The organism is Streptococcus sp. HMSC061D10, assembly GCF_001808865.1.
Lineage (GTDB): Bacteria > Bacillota > Bacilli > Lactobacillales > Streptococcaceae > Streptococcus.
Map to the genome: position 1 here is coordinate 1 of NZ_KV795018.1, position 22020 is coordinate 22020.

Below are 22020 nucleotides of genomic sequence, written 5' to 3' on the forward strand. Positions count from 1 at the left end.
TTTACCATTTTCATCTACATAAGTGATAACAACTTCACCTTCTTTAAGTTTGTAGATGTAAGTTACATTCTTATCCTCTTTAGCAACTGCACCTGTTGTTGGATCTGATGATGTAAGATGTCCTTGGTCATCAACTTCACCTACTGTGTAGTTACCAGCTGGGACTAACTCGTAAGTCTTACCTTCGAATGTAATCTCGTTCGGACGATTGTCTACAACTGTATCGTAGACCTTATTAACTGGTTGATCTTTTTCATCGGTTACATCTGGCTTAATAGTCTTACCTTCTGTATCTTGATAATGCACGTAAACATTACCTGTAGCATCTGTTTTACGGTAGTAGTGAGTTACATCGGTAAAAATTTGTTTAATAGAAGGAAGTGAGTAGTTGTTGAAGAATGATGGATAGCCTGAAGCTTTATCTCCTGGTGTATTCCCACCAATGATGTTGGAAGTGTTGTTTCGAACAGGATCGACATCTGCTGAAAATTGTGGTGAGGCTGTAAAGGCATCCCCAGTAGCCTTATTGTACCAACCACTCAAGCGCACATTCCCATTTCCACTATCAGTATATGTTTGTACACGAAGACGGTATTGCCCATCCTTACTGTCAACATATCCCAGATCATTTAAGGCATCTTTTGTTCCAGCAGGTGTTGGCTTACCTCCTGGTTTAACAGGATCTGAGGTATACAACAATGTATAGTTATCTAAATTAAGATTATTTACATCAGTTGCCGGGCTATATGATGACACCTTCGAAGGATCTAAAGCATACAATTTAACAACAGATGTACCATCTTTATCTACTTGTTCTACAATACGTTTGACATAGTAGTGAGCGCGTCCACCTTGGAGTTCTAGGTATTTAGCTCCGACACCACCTAGAGATCCCGTCATATCCTTTTCAGCATCCGTACGTACGAACTCGTAGCCTTCAAATGAACGCGGATTAGATGCCTTGTAGTCTTGGCTTTCAATACCGGTCTGACTATATGAAGCTAATTCTTCGTTCGTACCCTCTACCTTATAGTGGGTGGTATGGGTTACTTTTTCAATTGGGATGACCGTTTGAACATTCGGTTTTGTTTCTCCAACATTTCCTGGTTTAACCGTATCACGAACTTGAAGAATATGGTGTTTATATCTGTCATCAGAAGTTGGACCAGCATCGCGATTGTTAGTCCATGTTCCCAGAATTTGTGAAGCTTCTCCAAAAGTATATTCAAATTGAGGTGCATAAGTTGGATTTTCTTGCACCAAGGTCTTAAATTGGTAAATTGACTTGGCAGTCATATCCAAAGTTTCTACTTCTTTGCCCGTAGTTTTTTCTACCAAACGGGCATGAACAGTTGGCGTCTTTGTCGTTCCTACAGCAGAACGGTCTACTGAGAAGGTGATATAGTAGCCACCATTGTTATAGGTAACACCACCTTGATTTGCAGGACCTGCCCAGTTTTGAAGATCCCAGATTGAATAAGTATAGCGATCTGTATTTGGATCCAATTGATAATTTGCATTATCCCATGCTGGATCCTCAATTGAAGCTCCATTTGGTTCATCCATTTTTGGAGAAACAGATGATGCTGTCAGTGTATTTGAAGTTGAGATAGCATCCAGTTGTGCTGATACTGCAGATGCTCCGTTAACAGTGGTGTTCCCTTCAAAGCCTGCTACTGTTAAGACTGCCATCAGCTCATCCACTGACTTGCTCAAACGTGCACGTTGATCTGCATAAGCTTGAGCAGTTGCATTGGCCAAACTAGTGCTTGCAGACAATTCTGATTGAAGGTTAGCAACAGCCGCATGGATCGCTGCTTTTTGATCTGCATCTTGATGGTTTGATGCGTATTTTTCAGCGATGTTAATCAACAAAGCTGCTTCAGAAGCATTTTGTTCCAAGATTGCTTTGTCTTCAGACACAGGAGCATCTGCAACTAGTTCAGATGAAACCACTGTATCTTCTTTTGTTTCAGTAGCAGATTCATTTAGAGTTGCTGATTGGTCCGTAGAACCTTGCTCACTCAATGATTCTGACTCTGTTGTAACTGCAGGTGCACTAACCAAAGCTGATGCAGTTGTTGCATCTTTTCCTAGTTCATCTGCATAACCAGTATGTACAAGCGATGTCGCACTAAGAACAGCTGCAGCCACGACGATCCCTTTTAAGAATCCTCGACTTGTCAGTCCCTTTTCTGACACCGCATCTTCATGCACTTCGGCTACAATAGTCTCTTCGACTTGACCACGAATCACTTTTAGAAGCCCAAAGTTCGAAGTAGATGCGCGCAACCAATTCTTACCCGACTTAATCAATTTGAACCGAGTCACACGATCGGTTTCACGGAATTCACCGTTTGAACGTTTAAAAAACATTGCAGTCTCCTTTTTTTCATTATTATCCACCCCCATTATACATGATTAGTAGACAAAAGCAAGCAATTTGACCTTAAACCACTTAAATACTATAAAAAGGAGAAGTTCGGCACAAAAGCTGTAAAATACTGATTTTTTAAAGTCATGAAAAATTGTGAAAATGGACACTAGTGTACAAGGATAATCACTCTTTTAAACACTTGTCCCATACTGTACCAAGCATAAACGTGAACTGCAAAAAGCGAACTGGATAGTATAGTAGAAAATGCAATCCAATCCTTCTAGAATCTGTTTTAAAAGCTTAAACATGCATAACTAGCAGTCTGTGAACAGTTTGTTTGCTCTTAAAAATCAGCAGATTGAGTTTAAGCTTTCTAGAAGATTTACACCCATGTGAAACTTACCTACATCACTAAGAAGCAAATGCCTAGCACTCTCAACCTTGACCAAATTCTTGCTCATCACAATTGACAAAGAGCCAAAAAAGCGAACAAGACGGAATTCTGACTCTCAGAAAACTCATTTTGTTCGCTTTTTATAATTGAGATTAGTTATTGGTTTCAATCTCTAAAGTTTGGACAGTTATTACAGTAGTTTTTTAATATTCTGCAATAATTTCCACAAAATCTATACTTCCTCAACAGTATTTCTTGAGTTTGACAGATTCTATTCGTCTTCTTTTTTCTTTCCCATTGCAGCTAGACCAAGAAGTGCTCCTACAGCTCCCAAGCTTGCGAGAGTAGCCGTTTCTTTAGCGCCTGTTTCAGGGAGAATATTTTGACGATTTGCAGGTGCTTGATAAGTCTTATCTGGTGATATAGCCTGAGCTACACGCGACTGTTCTTCCTTATGTTCGGCAATCTCCTGAATAGCTGCTCCAGAACCATTTACACCACCAGTAAATCCTGATACTTGATGAATAGGTGCTTGTCCACCAGGAACTCCTCCTTCAAAGTTTGGAACTCTGTGGACAGCTGCTTCAGAACCATTCACACTACCAGTAAACTCTGGTACTTCATGTATAGCTGCTCCAGAACCAGTCACACTACCGGTAAACTCTGGTACTTCATGGATAGCTGCTTCCAAACCATTTACACCACCAGTAAACTCTGGTACTTCATGGATAGCTGCCTCTGTTTTACCTGATTCTTCTTTCTTAGTTCCGACTAGCACAATCTCATCTTGCGTCACTTCAACAACTTCATGCAGTTTTTCAATACGGCTTCCATCTGGTGCTACTTCTGTTAAGATACGTTCCTTGCCTGCACGACCTACCTGAGTTACGCGAGTTTCACCTTCTGGCAGAGTTGGATCTTCTCGTTTAACAGTCTTGAAGTTGGTAGATTCTTCTACTACCTCAAGACTTGGTTGAGTAAAGCTCAATTCTTTAACACCTTCAGTCGGAAGATTTGAATGTTTTGCTTCCTCTTTCGGAGTCGCTTGGAGTTGATTGATAGAAGTTAGAGCTGCTTGCAAAGCTTTATCTACTGCATCCTGAGTTTTAGCTGCTTCGATTGCAGTGAGAGCTTGCTCGGATAACTCGACTAGTTTCTTCTTAGCTTCCTTATCATCACCTAGTTCTTTAGTCTTATTTTGAATAGCCTCTGCCAAGCTTGCCATAGCCTTATCGTAGTCAATCTTAGACTCTTCTGGCTGAGCTGGATCCTCTTGTTTTGGATCCTCTTTCGGAGTCGCTTGGAGTTGGTTGATTGAAGTTAGAGCTGCTTGTAAGGCCTTATCAACTGCATCCTGTGTCTTGGCTGCTTCGATAGCAGTAATAGCTTGCTCGGATAACTCAACTAGTTTCTTCTTAGCTTCCTTATCGTTGCCTAGTTCCTTGCTCTTGTTTTGAATAGCTTCTGCCAAGCTTGCCATAGCCTTATCGTAGTCAATCTTAGACTCTTCTGGCTGAGCTGGCTGCTCTGGTTTTGGTTCCTCTTTTGGAGTCGCTTGAAGTTGGTTGATAGAAGTTAGAGCTGCTTGCAAGGCTTTGTCTACTGCATCCTGTGTCTTAGCTGCTTCGATAGCAGTAAGAGCTTGCTCGGATAACTCGACTAGTTTCTTCTTAGCTTCCTTATCATCACCTAGTTCTTTAGTCTTATTTTGAATAGCCTCTGCCAAGCTTGCCATAGCCTTATCGTAGTCAATCTTAGACTCTTCTGGCTGAGCTGGCTGCTCTGGTTTTGGTTCCTCTTTTGGAGTCGCTTGAAGTTGGTTGATAGAAGTTAGAGCTGCTTGCAAGGCTTTGTCTACCGCATCCTGAGTCTTAGCTGCCTCAATAGCAGTAAGAGCTTGCTCGGATAATTCAACTAGTTTCTTCTTAGCTTCTTTATCATCACCTAGTTCTTTGGTCTTGTTTTGAATGGCCTCTGCCAAACTTGCCATGGCCTTATCATAGTTAGGCTCTTCTGGTTGGGCTGGCGTTTCTTCGACACCGTAGTTCTCTTCCTTATCAAGGATCGTTTGCAAGGCTGTAGCTGTTTTGAGAACTTCTTGTGGTTTAGCTTCACTTGCTGAAAGTTGCTCTGATAATTTGTCCAAGTTTGACTTGAAGGCTTGACGCGCCTCTGGAGTGTTCTTCAAACTTGTTTGGTCAAATTTAACCAATTCATCTTTCCAGTTCTTCATAGCTTGAAGCAACTCTTCTTTGGTATAAAGAGCACTATCTTCTCCATGAGTGATAAACTGGTCAACTTGGATACCAATGTTTCTTGTAGTATCATTACGTTTTGGATCCAATTGCAAGGTTACAGCATGCCAACCTTCTTCAAGCCCTGTCAGACGAACGAGAGTCTGATCACCTTGACGTGTGGCAGCTGTCCCACTGAAGTACTTCTTACCGTTGTACTCAGAAGCATTACCCAGGCCATCTTGATACTCGACTTTTCTACCGTCTAACGTTACTTTGTAGATACCATGTCCTGGATCCACATATCCTTTGATCTCAAGACCTGTTCCGTAGAAGTAGGCTGTTACGCTGGCATTTTTCTTCTGCTCTTCTGTCAAACGTCCAAACGATGCCCATGATTCTGTATTTTGGTATTTATCAGCTGAGTTCGTTTCATGGTGCCAACCTGGACTATAGTCAAGCTGAGGTGCCTGATCATCATGACTGACTTGATCTTTTTGAAGTAATTCAGCTTTCATCACTCGAATCGTTGCTTCTGAAGCAAATCCAAGCAAAGCTTCGTCTGAAGCACTCGTCATTTTCACTTTGAAGTCAAAGATAGAGTCAGCTTGCTCCGTAAAGTCAATTGTCGGAATGGTCAACGTTTTTTCTGTTTCACCATCTTGGAAGGTCAAATCAGCTGTTGTATCCTTATAAACTTTACCATGAACCCCTGTTCCTGGTTCAGTCACGACATGAACTGTTGCAGCTCCTTTGCTACCACCAACACGTTTAATCGTTACAGTGACAGGTTGTCCTTTTTGAACTTCATAGGTTGTTTCTTTCAACTCAAACATACCTTTACCAGCATTATTGAGCGTGTAGATACCTTCAGTTGCAATAGCTTTGCCAGTTTTGTTAACGAGTTTGATGGTATGTTCACCTGGAGCCAAGTCATCTGTTTCATAAACCATCTGGCTACGTTTACGAGCTGCATTATTCGTTTGTACGTCTGCAACCTTTTGACCATCCACATAAACTGACATTTCACCGTGATTTGGATCCACTGTAGATACGACATAAGCCTTAGTTCCATTGAAACGGTAGGTTACGCTAGCATCTTTTTGATTGGTCCACATGGATGTTCCACGAACGCCTTCAGATTCGTCATACCAGGTTGTATTTGCTTTGTCAGCTGTTGTGTTTGAATGGTAATCCAAGCCTAGAGGATAGCCATCTGTTTTTTCGATACTACTTGGTGTCTTATAAACAGAGAAGTTTGTCAAAATAGGAGTTGCTTGTGAATTCGTGATAGTCACACGAATCTTTTGGGCTTCTACAGGTTGACCTTGGACAAGACGACGATAACCAACAGTCGAACCTTCTCCATATGGAACCCAGCGACCATTGAGCTCAACTTCAACCTTAAATCCAGAGATACGTTGACCTTTAGCGATATCTTCTTTGAGTTCGACTACGTCAAAGCGTCTCTTTTGACCGAGATCGACAGTAAATTCACCTGTCTTCGCATCATTTGACAATGCCCAACTAGTATCATCCTTACCATCGGTTAGGTTACTTGCTTGATACAAGTGATTCTTACGGGTAGAGCTTGCCGTTACAGTTGCTCCCTTTGCGAAGTCAGTCGCATACATTTGGTCCAAGGTTGCTCGGAATTCTTGCAAGCGAGCCACGTCTGCATCTGCGAATTTACCTTCTTTGTTTGGTGGAATATTGAGAAGAAGCGGTGTTCCACGACCAACAGACTTGAAGTAGATATCCATCAAATCTTTGATTGATTTTGGTTGTTGATTGTCATGGTAGAACCAACCTGAACGAATAGAAACGTCTGCTTCACCGACAGAGTACATATCTCCTTCTGGGTCTCCATGGTTGAGATATTCATTCTTCACATCGTCAGTGATTTTAGCTTTCTTAACCTTATGCCAAACTGGATCTCCAGCGATACCACGTTCATTACCGATCCAACGGACACTTGTTGGTTGAGCAGAGAAAATAGCGATATCTCCTTCAGCTTCCTTAATGTACTTGAACCACTCGTCAAAGGTGTAGGTTACTTTTTGAGCTCCGCTACCACGCGCACCGTCCATCCAAACTTCGATAAATTTACCGTTATTTCCGTATTTAGGATTGCCAAGGATTTCCTTGAGCTGGTTGAGGTAGTATTCGTTGTACTCTTTTTCAGTTGAAACATGATATTTAGGGTTATTGGCATCCCATGGTGATAGGTAAACACCCATATTCATGTCATATTTCGTTGCTGATTTAGAGATTTCTTCGAGAAGGTCTCCCTTACCGTCTTTCCATGGACTTGCAGCTACCGTATGGTCTGTGTATTTAGATGGATAAATTACAAAACCGTCGTGGTGTTTGACAACCATGATTGTTCGTTTGAACCCAGCATCCTTCAAAGTCTTAATCCACTGGTCTGTATCAAGGTTTGTTGGATTAAAGTTTTGAGGATTTTCTCTACCGTTACCCCACTCAGAGTTGGTGTAAGTGTTCATTCCATAGTGGATGAAGGCAGCCAATTCTTCTTTATGGTAGTCCAATTGAGCCTTGCTTGGTAGTGGTCCATAGTTTCCAATTTCTGTTTCTTCGTCTTTTGGATCCACTACTGGAGTTGCAGGAGTTACTGGTTTTGGATCTTCAATCTTTTCGTATTCAAAAATAACTTGGTTCACTCCTTTATGTTGGATTGTTGCTTCTTGGCTTGCATTGACTGCACGGTAGCCTGCAATTTCTTTGGCTTGGAATCTATGAACAAAGGAAACTTCATATTCTTTACCATCGTTATTATCCACAGTCGCAGCTGCTAATTCTTGGTCGGTACCTTTCAAACGATAATGAACGTCAAAGGAACCTTTATTGACCTTATAAACAACCTTGATAACGCGAGTTCCTGCAGGAGCCTTGCTCACAACGCTATAATCATCTTCCCAAGCGTCTTTTAGTTGCTTATTGACAGTTTTGCCGTCAATCGATACAATCTCATATTTTTCTTTATTCTTCTTGAAGAAGTCAGTCTTTTCAATTTCTGTTTTATAGTTATAGTCGAACTGAGTTCCAACTTCTGTCTTTTCAACAAAAGTATCGTTTTCTTTGACTGGATTATCATTTTGGTCTAGGTGTTCGACAACAACTCGTCCATAATCAACACCTTCAAGGAGAGTCGCTACACCACTTTCATCGAAGGAATATTTGTTTTCACCGATAACAGCTGTTTTATTTCGAAGCATTTCTCCCTCTGGAGTGAAGTAATAACGATTGCCGTTATCGCCTTGATACCAGCCTTTAACACCGTACTTGTCAATGATTTCTTTGACCCATGCCAATTGTTCTGGTGAGAGGACAAGCCCTCCTCCAAAGCGATCTTTTTCAGCAATGTTTGCATTATCGACAGTTCCACGTTGGTGGATCCCAATGACCTTACCATCACCGTTGATAATCCCACCACCTGAAAGACCTGATACAGAAGTCAAACGATAAGTGACACCAACTGTTCCCTTATCATCATACTTTTCAGTACCTTTGACAACACCGTCAGCCTTATACAATTGACCTGGAACAATTGGTTCCTTCAATTCTGGAGAAGTTGAATCTGTAGGGTAACCGATGGTGCTAACAGGTTCTCCAGCTTTGTATTCTCGATGCTCTGCTAAAGGAGTAAAGGTAGCTGCCTTATTTGGACTTGCAATTGAAAGTGGAACTGGAGCTACAACTAAGGCTAGGTCATTCTTATAGCCTTCACCGAATTTTTCTTTATTCCAGAAATGAATATCCTTTTCCTTGAACAAAACAGTATTTCCTGAGCTTGGCAAAGAATTATTCTTAGCAGTATTTGAACCTACATTGTAATAGAACTTAGCCGTGTCACCACCACGGATAGAGCCTGCATTAGTATCCGCATCCTTGACCAAGAAGTTGTGGGCCACTGTCAAGATGACATTTGGAGCAACAAAGATACCTGAGCCTGAATTAAGGTATCGCTGACTACCGCCATTGGCCAAAGGTGAGCTAAAGATTGAATAAACCATAGTAGCAGATGTAGCTGGTTGACCTTCATAATTGATATGCTTAAGGTCTTGTCCGCCATTGATAATAGCTCTATTTTCTTTTTCGCCTTCAGATGGAGCTGCTTCTGTAGGTTTCAAAATGCTCTTAGTCTCTACTTGTGGGCTATCTTTTTCTGATACAATAGCTGCAGTATCCACTTTTTTCACTGGTGTATCAGGATAAGCACGATCAGGGATTTCTTCAGGGAGTAAATCGCCAGCCACTTCAGCAGTTTTTCCTTCCTCTGCCACTTTCTCGACAGCGGGTTCTGTTTTTTCAGTTACTTCTTCTTTGACTGCTTCTTCTTTTTCATGATCTACATCTGCTACTTCTTTTGCTTGACTATCTACTTCAAGTTTTGGTTCTGTCACAAGTTCACTAGCCGCAACATTACCAGATGCAAAAAAAGCAAGACCGACTGCTACAGAAGCAACACCAACAGTCAGTTTACGAATACTAAATATTCGACCTTTTTCTAAAAAATATTGTTTCATCAAATACTCCTAATCTTCTAGAGCAGTCAGCTACTGCCCGAGCCCAGTGTTATCTGGCGACAATTTTTGTTTGATCCCCTAGCTTAAAATTCTTTCTCTGAGCTATTTATTTTGAGTAAATATAAGGTTGTAGAAATCGCTTACATTTTCAAAAAATAAAATAATGCTTCCATTAGCAAGGAGTTTTCGCATTATTATAAATATACTATGTTATATTAAAAAATGCAAGGGTTTTCAAAGTTTTAACTAGATTTTTACTAAATGATTATTTTACTGTTTATGACTAAAAAATCCTAAAGTGGCAAGGCCAGATTAGGATTGTTTTGTTTTGAAGTGATAGTATGCACCAAGCATACCTGCAGTATTTTGATGATGCGCAAATTCTAATCTTGTTTTTTCCGCTAGACTTGGAACAAGCGCATTTTTTAGAGCTTTACGAATTTTTGGTTTCAAAATCGCTTCCTGCCCCATAATACCACCACCTAGTATAACAACCTCAGGATTGGCAACATAACAAATGTTAGCAAGACCTTTCCCAAGATAGTCTACCATACGGTCAATTCCCTCCATACAGAGTTTATTGCCTTCTGTAGCTTCTTTGAAAATTCTACGACCATTCCAATGGGCTACTTCTTCACCATGAGCCTTAGCGACATACTCAACCAAGGCAGTTGTAGAAGCTAAATCTTGGAAAGCCCCATCTTGCATATGCATATAGCCAACTTCACAGGCAGAATTACTAAATCCATGGAAGACTTGGCCATCAATGATTAAGCAACCGCCGATACCTGTTCCAATGGTCAGACATAGCGTTATTCCTGCACCTTTTCCAGATCCAGAAACCGCTTCTGCTAACCCTGCGCAGTTGACATCATTTTCAATCTCACATGGAATTCCAAAACTTCCTTCAATTTCCTTTTTAAATTGGGTTCCGGCATAATTTGGAATCTGTGGACCAGCGTAGAAAATCTCACCCTTATCAGGATCAACCATTCCCGCTGAGGAAATGGCTACACCTGACACTGGTCCTTTTTCTAGATAGCTAGCTACAATATCTTTTGTTTTCTGTAAGATGTGTGGACCACCCTTGTGCGCCTCAGTCGCTACTTCGTTAGACTCTACAAGTTGTCCATCTTGGTCAATTAAACCGTATTTGATATTAGTTCCACCAATATCAATTGCAACGTAATTAGTCATAAAGCCTCCTGTTGATTAGAGGAAACGCTCCTTAGTTTCACGAATCAATGCCGCAGCTGCTTCTACAACTGGACGATCTTCTTCGGTCACTGGTGTAAGTGGAGAACGAACTGATCCGATATTAAGTCCTTCATTGATTTTCAAGACTTCTTTGATGACACAGTACATATTACCATGTGCTGCAGTCAATTTACCGATGATAGCGTTGATAGCATATTGCAATTCACGCGCTGTTTCTAGGTCTTTATCTGCAATCAATTGGTTGAGTTTCAAGAAGAGTTCTGGCATAGCACCATAAGTACCACCGATACCAGCTTTTGCTCCCATGAGACGTCCTCCTAGGAACTGCTCATCCGGACCGTTAAAGACGATACGGTCTTCACCACCAAGGCTAACGAATGTTTGAATATCTTGAACTGCCATTGAAGAGTTCTTAACACCGATAACACGTGGGTTTTTCAACATCTCTGTGTAAAGGCTTGGAGTCAAAGCAACACCTGCCAATTGAGGAATGTTGTAGATGACATAGTCTGTGTTTGGAGCTGCAGCGCTGATGTCATTCCAGTATTTTGCTACTGAGTACTCAGGCAAACGGAAGTAAATTGGTGGGATTGTTGCGATAGCATCTACTCCCAAACTTTCAGCATGGCGAGCCAATTCAATACTATCTTTGGTATTGTTACAAGCTACGTGAGCAATGATGGTCAATTTACCTTTTGCAACTGCCATAACTTCTTCTAAGATTAATTTGCGGTCTTCTACGCTTTGGTAGATACATTCACCTGAAGAGCCATTGACATAAAGCCCTTGAACACCTTTATCAATAAAGTATTGCACCAAAGCACGAGTACGTTCTGGGCTTACTTCGCCCGCATCATCATAACATGCGTAGAAGGCAGGAATGACACCTTCATATTTTTTTAAATCTGACATAGATTTCTCCTAAGATTTCTTATTTTCTGCCCTGAGCAGATGATTTTTTACTATTTTAGTATACACCTTGTGAAAAGCGCTTTCAATACATCCAAGCCACTTAGATTTTAATTTCTATTCATCTCCCATAGCTTTTCATGTTTGAAAGTAGTTTCATATCATTTTCAATCTGCTTGATATTTAGCAAACAATTTTTCCATTAATCCAGCTTGGCAAAAGGCAAGAAGGCCAAAGCCAAAAAGTAGAAATGCTGATCCACCGAGTACTAGAGTAAAGCCTGATAGATAGAGAATCATAATGATTAATAAAATAATCGCAAGCATCAAGAAGAACCACACGAAGTTAAAGCTAACTAAGAGCAAGCCCTTTTGAAGCACTTCTTTCCAAGTCAATTCGTAACGCGCTGCGATAGGATAGCTAGCCAACATAACTAGGGTTAAAAATATCAGAATTCCCAAGCAAATGGCTTTAATGAGCTGAAAGCCTAGGCCTGTTTGCCCCCAGAATAGAGATAAGTCAACCACGCTAATCAGAAAAATTCCTAATTCCAACAAACCTAACTGGAGACCTAATTTCAAATTTTGCTTAAAGGCTCTCATATATGTTTTAAAAACTGGAACACGACGACTACTCTTAACTTCGAAGATTGTCTGATAGAGACTAATTTTTGCTACTCCGATTGTCACAATAGGCAAACAAGACACAACAAAGAGTAGGTTGACCGTCACGATGTCTAAAACCTTCTCACAAAATCGCATAAGAAAGTTATCCGTATCGAATGCTGCTTTTATCAATCCAGATCCTTTATGTGCCATTGTTTGCTCCTCCTAACTGACTAATCGATTAAAATTTTAAATAAGTATTTGCGAACTTTATCTTCCATACCTGCATAGCCATTAGGCTGATGAGGTTCACCTGGGAAAAAGACTGCAAAATTGTGATAACCCAACAAAAGCGGGTATTGTTCATGACAATGAACAAAGCCGATATCGCTAGCATCGTCAAAGGTTACAGCCTCATCTTTGATGCGAGAACCGTAACTAGAATATTCATGTCCTTCAACTAACAAATGCAAATCTGCATAGTTTTTATGATGCTCAAAGCGATCATTTTCTTCTTGGTTGAGAACATTTTCCTGTACAACTAGAAAGACCTTATCTCCATCAATCTCGTATTTGCCTAATTCAAAGCTATCCTTACGACGCTCACAGAGATAATCAATAGCCTTGTCCAGATTTGGGTGAATTCCCTTGTAAAAGCTAATGTTTTTTAAATCATCAAAAATCATAGTAATTTCCTTTACCTGATTGTTACCTTCAGACATAAGATGTCTAGCCAGTAAGTTTATAAGTGTCTAACAAAACTTCATGAAGTAAACAACTCCTCTCCATTTTGTAGACACTTATATATCCTGTATTCTCTTAGTCTATCAACTATACTGCAGCATACTGATAAACAATTTGTACTATATTCAATTTTCGCAGAGTACTATCCTTTGACAGCTCCCATAGTAATCCCTTGAGTGAAGGATTTTTGGAAGACAAGGAAGACTGTTACGATTGGCACAGCTGCAAGGGCAGCACCTGCCATGATCAAACCGTAGTTGGTTGCCATCTCGGCCTGCATAGTCGCAACCCCGAGTGAGATGGTCAAGTTTTGACGTGAAGTCAACATTACCAATTGCATGAAGTAGTCATTCCAAGTATTGATGAAGGTAAAGATTGCAAGAGCTGCAAATCCTGGCTTCACGATAGGGAAGGCTACGCTCCAGAAGGTACGAATCTCGCCACATCCATCGATTTTAGCAGATTCCAGCAATTCTGTCGGAATGTTTTCACTGAACTGTTTCATAAGGAAGACCCCGAATGGCCATCCGATTAAAGGCAAGATAACTGCCCAAAGAGTGTCATGGATTCCCATGAAGTTGACGATACGTACCAATGGCACAAGGACAACTTGTTTTGGAAGAGCCATGGCAGCGATAAAGATTGCAAAGAGAATGCGTTGTCCATAGAAACGTTTCTTAGCCAAAACATAACCTGCTAGTGAAGAGGTTGCACAAACCAAGAACATCGTTACTAAAGAAATGAACACTGAGTTCCACATCCATTGCAAGGCTGGGTTTTGCACCATCAATTGTTGGAAGTTCTCCATTGTTGGAGCTTTAGGGAACCATTGTGGTGGAATCATAATGGTATCTGGTTGTGATTTGAATGCACCTGTCAAGATCCAGTAGAATGGGAAGATAAACAGTACAGTCAACAAGAGCAAAATGATTGTTGAAATAACAGTAAAGGCTGTTAATGGTTTCTTTTGTTGTGTAGGTTGCATAGCTGTCTCCTTTCCTTAGTATTCTACATCGTTTCCTAGGATCTTGAATTGAGCGAAGCTGACAAGGGCAATCATAACTGCCAAGAATACACCAATAGTATTGGCATAGCCATATTCAGTCAATTGGAAGGCTTTTTCGTATAGGTAGTACATAAGTGTACTTGTTGAGTAGTTTGGACCACCGGAAGTCAAAAGCTGAATCAAAGCGAAACACTGGAATGAGTTGATTGTTGTAATGATTGCGATATAAAGAGTTGTTGGAAGAAGGCTTGGCCATTTAATCTTCCAGAAAACTTGGAACTCAGTCGCACCGTCAACACGAGCTGCTTCTACAAGTGAGTTATCAATATTACCCATTGCAGCGATATAAAGTATGATTGGTTGACCAACTGATGTTGTCAAAAGGATAATCATAATCGCCATCAAAGCCCAGTTTTTATCTCCCAACCAAGAAATGTTTTGGCTGATGATGTGGCTTGACTTAAGCACGAAGTTCAAAATACCTGATAGTGGATCGTAGATCCATTTCCATACTACTGTTACGGCAACACTACCTGTTACTACAGGAAGGAAGAAGACGAAACGGTAGAAAGATCTAGCGATGGCATTTTGTTGGTAAGTTTGTGATGCTACAAAGAGCGAGAAGAGTACAACGACTGGTACAGACCCGATAACCAAGATTACGGTATTAATCAAAGATTTTGTAAAGACAGGGTCTTTAAACATACGAATGTAGTTGTCCAAGCCCACAAACTCAAAGCTAGTCATCGAATAGTTGAAGAAACTAGTGATGAAGCCCATGATCATTGGAGCTAAAACGAAGACGGTAAAGAAGATTAATACTGGTGCTAGGAATGCATAGGAAATAATAGTTTCCCGCATGCGAATTTTATTGATTTTCACAGTCGGCACCTCACTTTCACATAGTTTTGTTTTTTTGACTGTTATCTGACCCTGATCTAAAATCAAAATGAAATTTTTCTAAGATTCGTCAATGTAAAAACTTCATTTTAATTTTGACCTGTCAGTTGCTTCTATTTCAAACAAAAGTCCCCCTTTTCATACACAGATATGCTCAGGGAAAAGGGGGGAACTCAGTTTTTATTTAGGGCTTATTATTTAGCTGCTTTTTTGATTGTTTCATTCGCTTTTTCAGTGAATGCTTTCAATGCTGCGGCAGGTTGTTCGTCACCATTTGATACAGCTTGCAACATTGGGAACCAAAGTGTTCTCATTTCAGCAAATCCATCGATTGTGTTGTAGTATGGTGAGTAGTATTGAGTCCAGCTACCGATTGTTTCCATACGTTTGTCATCGTAAAGTTTACCAAATGAAGTACGAACTGGGAATGCGCCTGTACGAACTACGTCTTTAGGACCCCATTCTTTGTCATCTGCGATGAATTGGATGAATTTCTTAGCTGCTGCGACTTTCTTTTCGTCTTTGTTGTTAAATACTGCAAATCCATTTACAAGGTATTCAAGAGCTGGTTTACCTGAATCAGATGGGAATGGTACTTCTACCACTTCTACTTTACTTGATTCCAAAAGTTTAGCTTGGATACCATTTTGAGCTGGTGCCCAAAGGATTGTGTAAGAAGTTTGACCATTTGCAAAGTTTTGGATATCTGCTCCACCGTCAAATTGTGAACCGTTGTTCAACAAACCATCTTTGATCCAGCTTGATGCTTTTTCAAGACCTTTAACGAATTTAGGATCATCAGTTGTATACTTAGTTACATCTTTGTCAGTTACAGAACCGCCATAAAGGTTAGCGATGAAGGCACGTGTTCCTTGGTCTCCCCCTTGACCTGAACTGAACAATGAACCTGGTGTATATCCTTTATCTTTAAGCGCTTTCAAAACTTTTTCAAAGTCATCAGTTGTCCAACCTTCTTTTACAAGGTTTGCAACTCCTGCATCTTCCAACATTTTCTTGTTCATCGCCATGTAGAATGGTGCAGAACTGATTGGATACATGTAAGCTTTATCACCAGCTTTGCTTGCTTGGATGATGTTTTCGTTGTTAACATCTTTAACAAATTCATCTGTAAAGAGGTCGTTCAACTCAGCCAATTTACCATTTTTACCGTATTGGATGATACGTCCTGGTGCGTCAAAGAGTACGTCTGGCGCAGTTCCAGCTTCGATTGCTGTAGTGATCTTTTCAGGTCCAGATTTGAAGTCGATTGTTTCTAGTTTAACTTTAACATCTGGATTTGCTTTTTCAAAAGCTTCGATGATAGATTTTTCATAAGTTCCTACACCATCGCCAGTTTTTTCTTGAGTAAAGACTGGGAATGCCCACCAAGTGATTTCAGTTTTTCCACTGTCACTACCTGAGCTAGCCGCATCTTTATTTGCATCTGATTTGCCACAAGCAGCAAGAGATAGAACCGCAGCACCCGCAAGTACTGTACAAGCTAGTTTTTTAAATTTCATTTGTATTCTCCTAAATGATGATAAGCGTATCCGAATCGGATAATGAGTAATGTGGACTTTGTATATGTTTTCATTTTTTCCTACTAATCAACCACTCTCCTCGTTTTTTATATTGTGTTATTTAAGACCCGCAACAAATCGTTCCGTGATCTCTTTTGGTCTAGTAATAGCGCCACCAACTACGATACCACGCACCCCGTAACCTAGGATTTGCTTAGCTTGTTCTGGTGTGTGAATCTTACCTTCGGCGATGACGTCCACCCCTGCGTCGCAGAGTTTCTTGATGAGTTCAAAGTCTGGGCCGTCCACTTTTGGACTGTAAGATGTGTAACCTGACAAGGTTGTTCCGACAAAGTCAATTCCCGATTCAACTGCTGTTAGACCTTCCTCAAAGGTACTTGTGTCAGCCATCAAGAGTTGATTTGGATATTTTTCTTTGATTTGGCGGATAAATTCTTGGATCTCTAAGCCATCATGACGTTCACGTTTGGTACAGTCAAGAGCAATGACTTCGATGTCAAGAGCTGCTAGTTCATCTACCTCTCTCATAGTCGCTGTGATGAATGGTTCCTGTGGTGGATAATCACGTTTAATAATTCCGATAATCGGAAGTTTAGTGACCTCTTTAATCTCCTTAATATCTCGAACACTGTTTGCTCGGATACCGACTGCACCACCTTGTTCAGCTGCTTTCACCAACAAGGGGATAACTCCTCCCGCTTCTGTGTAGAGCGGTTCATGAGGAAGTGCCTGACAAGAAACGATGATTCCATCTTTGATTTGTTCAATCAAGGCTTCTTTACTAATTTGCGGCATCTACTTTCCTCCTTTTCTTTTCCTTTGTGTTTATGTGACTATTATAGCTTATTATTAAAGCGCTTTCAACAACTTGTGCTAGAATAGATTGAAGTTTCAAAACAATTTTATGCAACAGTTTCTTCTGAAAGTAGTTTCAGGCACATAAAATCTATCCCAACAACTCTTAAATCTTGAAAACAGCCCTTTTTTCTCGCAAACATGAAAGAAAAAGGCCGTAACAAATTTTCGTTACGACTCTTTCTAACTAAGATTTAGTTTCACTAAGGAAACCTTCAATTTCAACTATTTGACTAATCTTCTTTTTTCTTGCCCAAAGCAAACATACCAAGGAGCATCCCCACAAGCCCTACTGATGCAAGGGCAGTGGCATCTTTACTTCCTGTCTTAGGAAGAACATCTTGACGAACTGCAGGTGCTTGATAGGTCTTATCTTGTGCCATAGCCTGAGATACAATAGACTGCTGATCTTTGTGATCTGGATTTTTAGGGCTCGCTACTTCTGAACCTTTGACATCGCCTACAAATCCTGGTTTTTCTGTTGACGCGACGTCATTCTTCACACTTCCCGTGAATGCTGGGACTTCATGTACAGCTGCTTCGCTACCATTGACTCCACCTGCAAATTCTGGAGATTCTGCTTTTGCTGCTTCTACACCATTGACACCACCTGCAAATTCTGGAAGTTCTACTATCGGTGCTGCTTCTTCACCTACTGTACCAATAGGTTCAGTATACTCTGGGAGCTCCGTTACAGCTGCTTCACTACCATTGACTCCACCAGTAAATTCTGGAAGTTCAGCAGTCGCAGCTTCTACACCATTAACACCACCTGTGAATTCTGGTACTTCGTTAACAGCAGCTTCACTACCGTTGGCAGCTCCAGGAATACCTGCTCCTTCAAGACTCACTGGAAGGTTGTGCATACTCTCGATCGCTCCAGAAGCAAGTCCAGTTATCTCCTGACCTAGATCTGACTTGTCTATTGTAAATAGCAAAGTCTTCGTATCGTACTGGGTCATGAAGTTTACTTTTTTACCATTTGCCAACTGAAGTGTTGGGATTTTGTTAACCAAAACTTCTGAATCAAATTCTACTGCAAGAATTCCTGGCCATTTTTCAATAACATTTTTAACTTTGGCTTCTTTAGGAGAAATTCTTTCCTTCGTTAGGAAATCCCAGTTGAATTTCTTGAAGGATAGAGTATAAGGATTGCCTCCAGCTTCATGATGTTCGTACAAGAGACCAAATTCTTTTGGTCCGATCTGTTGAAGTGAGTTATAGGCATACTCCCCTTCTTGAATCAAATGATGATGCAGCCAAGTCAACTCGCCATCTTCTTCTACGCGAGCCACTCGAATGTAACCATTCTTACGACCTGGGCCATTGGCATTTGCTAGAAGGATATACTCCTTACCATCTTGAACCGTATGAGTCGCTGCCATTTGAACATAGACATCTGGTACATCATAGCGCGCTACATGGTTATCCCATGTAATACCACCATCATTACTTGTAGCAACCTGCAAATCACCAGTCAAACCACGCATAAAGAGTTTCAACTGACCATTGTTCAGCTGAACAACTGAAGCCTCCGTGTTTTGAGCATAGTAATTGTTCATGTTACTTGAATCAACTACTGTACCATCATAAAGTGTACGGTTATCATTGACACCGCCACCCATATGCCAAGTCTTACCATGGTCATCTGAGTAGATGATACGAGATGATTGAGAACCATTGAGGTGGTTTGTTCTATTCGTCGTATAGACAGGAACGACGATCCGACCTTTATGAGGTCCATTCTGGAGGGTAATGCCCACTCCAGGTCCCACACCTAAGAATTTCATCCAATCAGCTTTGACCATTGGAGTAATATCTTGTGGTGCAGACCAAGTTTTACCATCATCATCACTGTAAGACATCCATAGGTAGCTGTCTTTAGCAATTCTAAATGGAGAAGTTTTATTACTTGTAAAATAGATATTTCCTAGTAACTGCTCACCCTGATAAAGATCACCTTTATCGCTATAAGCCGGCTTGACAGGATTTACAACAACACGGTAATCCGTTGCCTGACCATCTGGTGTGTAGACTACACCATTTTCACGAATAGTATAGGCCCCATTTTCTCCTTCACGATAGAGAATTTGGTAGGTTTTCCCATCAATTTCTTTATAAGCTTCCTCTTTTTCAGCTGACATCCCAAAGATACCTTTTCCTTCTGGGAACATATCATAGACTGAAAAGATGCGTTTGGTTTCAGTATCTTGGGCTAAAACCATATCGATATTTACTGGTGAACCAACAGATGGATCAGTAGCTTTTGGATTGTCTCGTAGATTGGTAAGAGTGATGCGATCGCCCCATGTTTGGCCCTTGTCTTCACTTCGTTTAACGACCATACCGATATCACCCCAATCATAGTGGTGTAAGCGACGTTCGTCAGCACCAGCAATCAGAGTTCCCTTGTCAGTCTTAAGGAGGGCTGGAATACGATAGCTATTAATACCATCTGGATTTGATTGCCCATTTTTACCAGCTTCAAAAACATCCTTTTTATCTGTTATCTCAGCTCCTTCTGGAAGCTTTTTCTCTAATTCGGATCTTTCAAAGAGGTAGCTACGATTTTGAACCTCTTCTGGACTCAAGGCACGATCGTAAACAGTTAGATTACGAACTTGTAAGCCTGCCCCCCAAACCATACTTCCTGCACGATTTGTGGTACCAATTTGCATATGATTTACATCAGGCATATCTTTGATAAAGCGTCCTGATTTCTTACTTGTTCGTGACAAAACTCCGTTTACATAGAGACGAACTTGCCCATCTGGAGAATCTGCACTTGGTCTTTCAACTGTAAAGGTTACTGAGTTCCACTGACCTGGTTTGACAGTTAATGGTGCGTCTGTGTATCTATCATAAAATTGGTCGCCGTTTTGATCGCGGCCCTCAATCAAGGCAACGTTGTTGTAAACAGCCATGGTGAAATATTCATTTCGAACCGTATCACTTGAGGCTGAGAAAAGGTTGTAAAATGCTGGTGCAGAAGCATCTGGTTTGAACTCCATATGAATGGTCGCATTTTGAAGCTGTTTCAGTTTGTCCAATTGCTCTGTCAGATCAATTCTATTGCTATTGGCAGCATTAGTCTCTACATCTTCCTTTTCAAGAACAGTATTGACATTTTCCAACTCTCTAGCATAGTAATCACGTGGAAGTGAAGCTGGATCTTTTTCGGTTTCTCTAGTTGCTTCTGCCGTTTCTGCTGTTGCAGTTGTCTCTGTTCCAGTATGTGCTTCTGTAGATGTATGTGTGACTGTATCTACCCCATTAGACTCTGTCGCACTCTTTTCAGTATCTACTGCTTTTTCTGCCTGATCCTTCTCTACTCCTAGTTCTGTCGTTTCCTTATTGGTAGCTGTTGCTTCTTGTGCCAATACTGGCGATGCACCAAAAACAACTGCTCCAATAACGACTGAAGCGGCTCCTACTGTAAATTTGCGAATTCCGTATCGTTGTTTTCTATCCAACTGATTATGCTTCATCTTTCTTCCTTTCATTTTCAAAAATAAAGCGCTTTCTTTTTTGATTAAAATTTTTAGTCATCTGACTAAATGACAAAAATTACTTTTTCACGAATGGTTACACTCGCTCTTTCAAATTTTCTCTCACTTAACGATCAACAATCTATCATCATGCCATCGTTAACTAGAGTCTCCTACTCCTTTCAAATTTTATCTTATTCTCATTATATAATAAATTTCTCTATTTTAAGATAGATAAATATAGAACAGATTTTACTTTCAGTTTTAGAAATATAAAATTGGACATTTGAAACTACTTTCGGATGCTTTGGATTTTTCTAACATAAAATTGCTTCATCCAGTTGAATCGTTTTTTTAATGAACTTTATCTCAAACTTATACTCAATGAAAATCAAAGAGCAAACTATGAAGAGAGCCGCAGGTTGCTCAAAACACCGTTTTGAGGTTGTGGATAAAACTGACGAAGTCAGTAACACATATACGGCAAGGCGAAGCTGACGTGGTTTGAAGAGATTTTCGAAGAGTATTAACTATTTGACTCCTGATTTATCTAGATCAAAAAGGTCGTAACTAGTTCTAGTCACGACCCTTTCTAATATAAGATCAAATTTCACTATGAATTTCGTTGGTTTTAACTATTTCATTGATCTTCTTTTTTCTTACTCATGGCAAACATACCTAGGAGCATGCCTACAAATCCTAAAGAGGCAAGAGGAGCAACATCTTCACTTCCTGTTTCAGGAAGGAGGTGCTGGCGAGCAGCAGGAGCTTGATAAGTACGATCTTGTGCCATGGCCTGAACCACAACTGACTGTTCTCCCTTATACTCTGAGATTTCATGAACAGTAGCTTCAGCACTGTTTACACCACCCGCAAAAGCTGGGATATCTGAACTAACAGCCTCTACCGCATTAGTGCCACCTTCATAGGCTGGAAGTTCTGAACTTGCTGCTTCTACTCCATTCACGCCACCTGTGTACTCTGGAAATTCTAACTTAGCGGCCTCTACTCCATTCACGCCACCTGTGTACTCTCGAACTTCTAACTTAGCGGCCTCTACTCCATTCACGCCACCTGTGTACTCTCGAACTTCTAACTTAGCGGCTTCTACTCCATTGACGCTACCTGCATACTCTGGAAATTCTAACTTAGCAGTTTCCACTGCATTGACGCCACCTGTGTATTCTGGAACTTCTAAC

Annotated in this window: 12 protein-coding genes; all 12 read right to left on the bottom strand. The window is 40.7% G+C overall.

Going from position 1 to position 22020, the window contains the following annotated elements; genetic code table 11:
• Positions 1–2376 (bottom strand): accessory Sec-dependent serine-rich glycoprotein adhesin (locus HMPREF2728_RS05715; protein WP_186822193.1); only part of this gene is annotated, 2376 nt, incomplete at its 3' end.
• A gap of 666 nt (positions 2377–3042) precedes the next feature.
• Complete coding sequence (locus HMPREF2728_RS05720) at positions 3043–9555, bottom strand: SIALI-17 repeat-containing surface protein (RefSeq protein ID WP_075227313.1); 6513 nt, start codon at positions 9553–9555, stop codon at positions 3043–3045.
• Positions 9556–9867: 312 nt separating this feature from the next.
• On the bottom strand, positions 9868–10752 hold the full coding sequence (locus tag HMPREF2728_RS05725) for an ROK family protein (protein ID WP_075227314.1): 885 nt from the start codon (positions 10750–10752) through the stop codon (positions 9868–9870).
• Between the two features lie 15 nt (positions 10753–10767).
• Positions 10768–11685 (bottom strand): dihydrodipicolinate synthase family protein, encoded by a 918-nt coding sequence (locus tag HMPREF2728_RS05730; protein ID WP_075227315.1) that lies wholly within the window; start codon positions 11683–11685, stop codon positions 10768–10770.
• 164 nt (positions 11686–11849) lie between these two features.
• Entirely contained in the window at positions 11850–12500 is a 651-nt protein-coding gene (locus tag HMPREF2728_RS05735; protein WP_075227316.1) for a DUF624 domain-containing protein, read from the bottom strand.
• Positions 12501–12520: 20 nt separating this feature from the next.
• Positions 12521–12973, bottom strand: a complete 453-nt coding sequence (locus HMPREF2728_RS05740; protein ID WP_075227317.1) for a NanQ anomerase/TabA/YiaL family protein — start codon at positions 12971–12973, stop codon at positions 12521–12523.
• 200 nt (positions 12974–13173) lie between these two features.
• On the bottom strand, positions 13174–14016 hold the full coding sequence (locus HMPREF2728_RS05745) for a carbohydrate ABC transporter permease (RefSeq protein WP_001183246.1): 843 nt from the start codon (positions 14014–14016) through the stop codon (positions 13174–13176).
• 15 nt (positions 14017–14031) lie between these two features.
• Entirely contained in the window at positions 14032–14898 is an 867-nt protein-coding gene (locus HMPREF2728_RS05750; protein ID WP_075227343.1) for a carbohydrate ABC transporter permease, read from the bottom strand.
• Positions 14899–15131: 233 nt separating this feature from the next.
• A complete protein-coding gene (locus tag HMPREF2728_RS05755; RefSeq protein WP_061863813.1) occupies positions 15132–16457 on the bottom strand; it encodes an ABC transporter substrate-binding protein in 1326 nt (441 codons plus the stop codon).
• Positions 16458–16574: 117 nt separating this feature from the next.
• Positions 16575–17273, bottom strand: a complete 699-nt coding sequence (locus tag HMPREF2728_RS05760) for an N-acetylmannosamine-6-phosphate 2-epimerase (protein WP_075227318.1) — start codon at positions 17271–17273, stop codon at positions 16575–16577.
• 293 nt (positions 17274–17566) lie between these two features.
• On the bottom strand, positions 17567–20821 hold the full coding sequence (locus HMPREF2728_RS05765) for an SIALI-17 repeat-containing surface protein (protein ID WP_075227319.1): 3255 nt from the start codon (positions 20819–20821) through the stop codon (positions 17567–17569).
• Between the two features lie 640 nt (positions 20822–21461).
• Positions 21462–22020: SIALI-17 repeat-containing surface protein (locus HMPREF2728_RS05770; RefSeq protein ID WP_148130281.1), on the bottom strand; the 559-nt coding region annotated here is incomplete at its 5' end.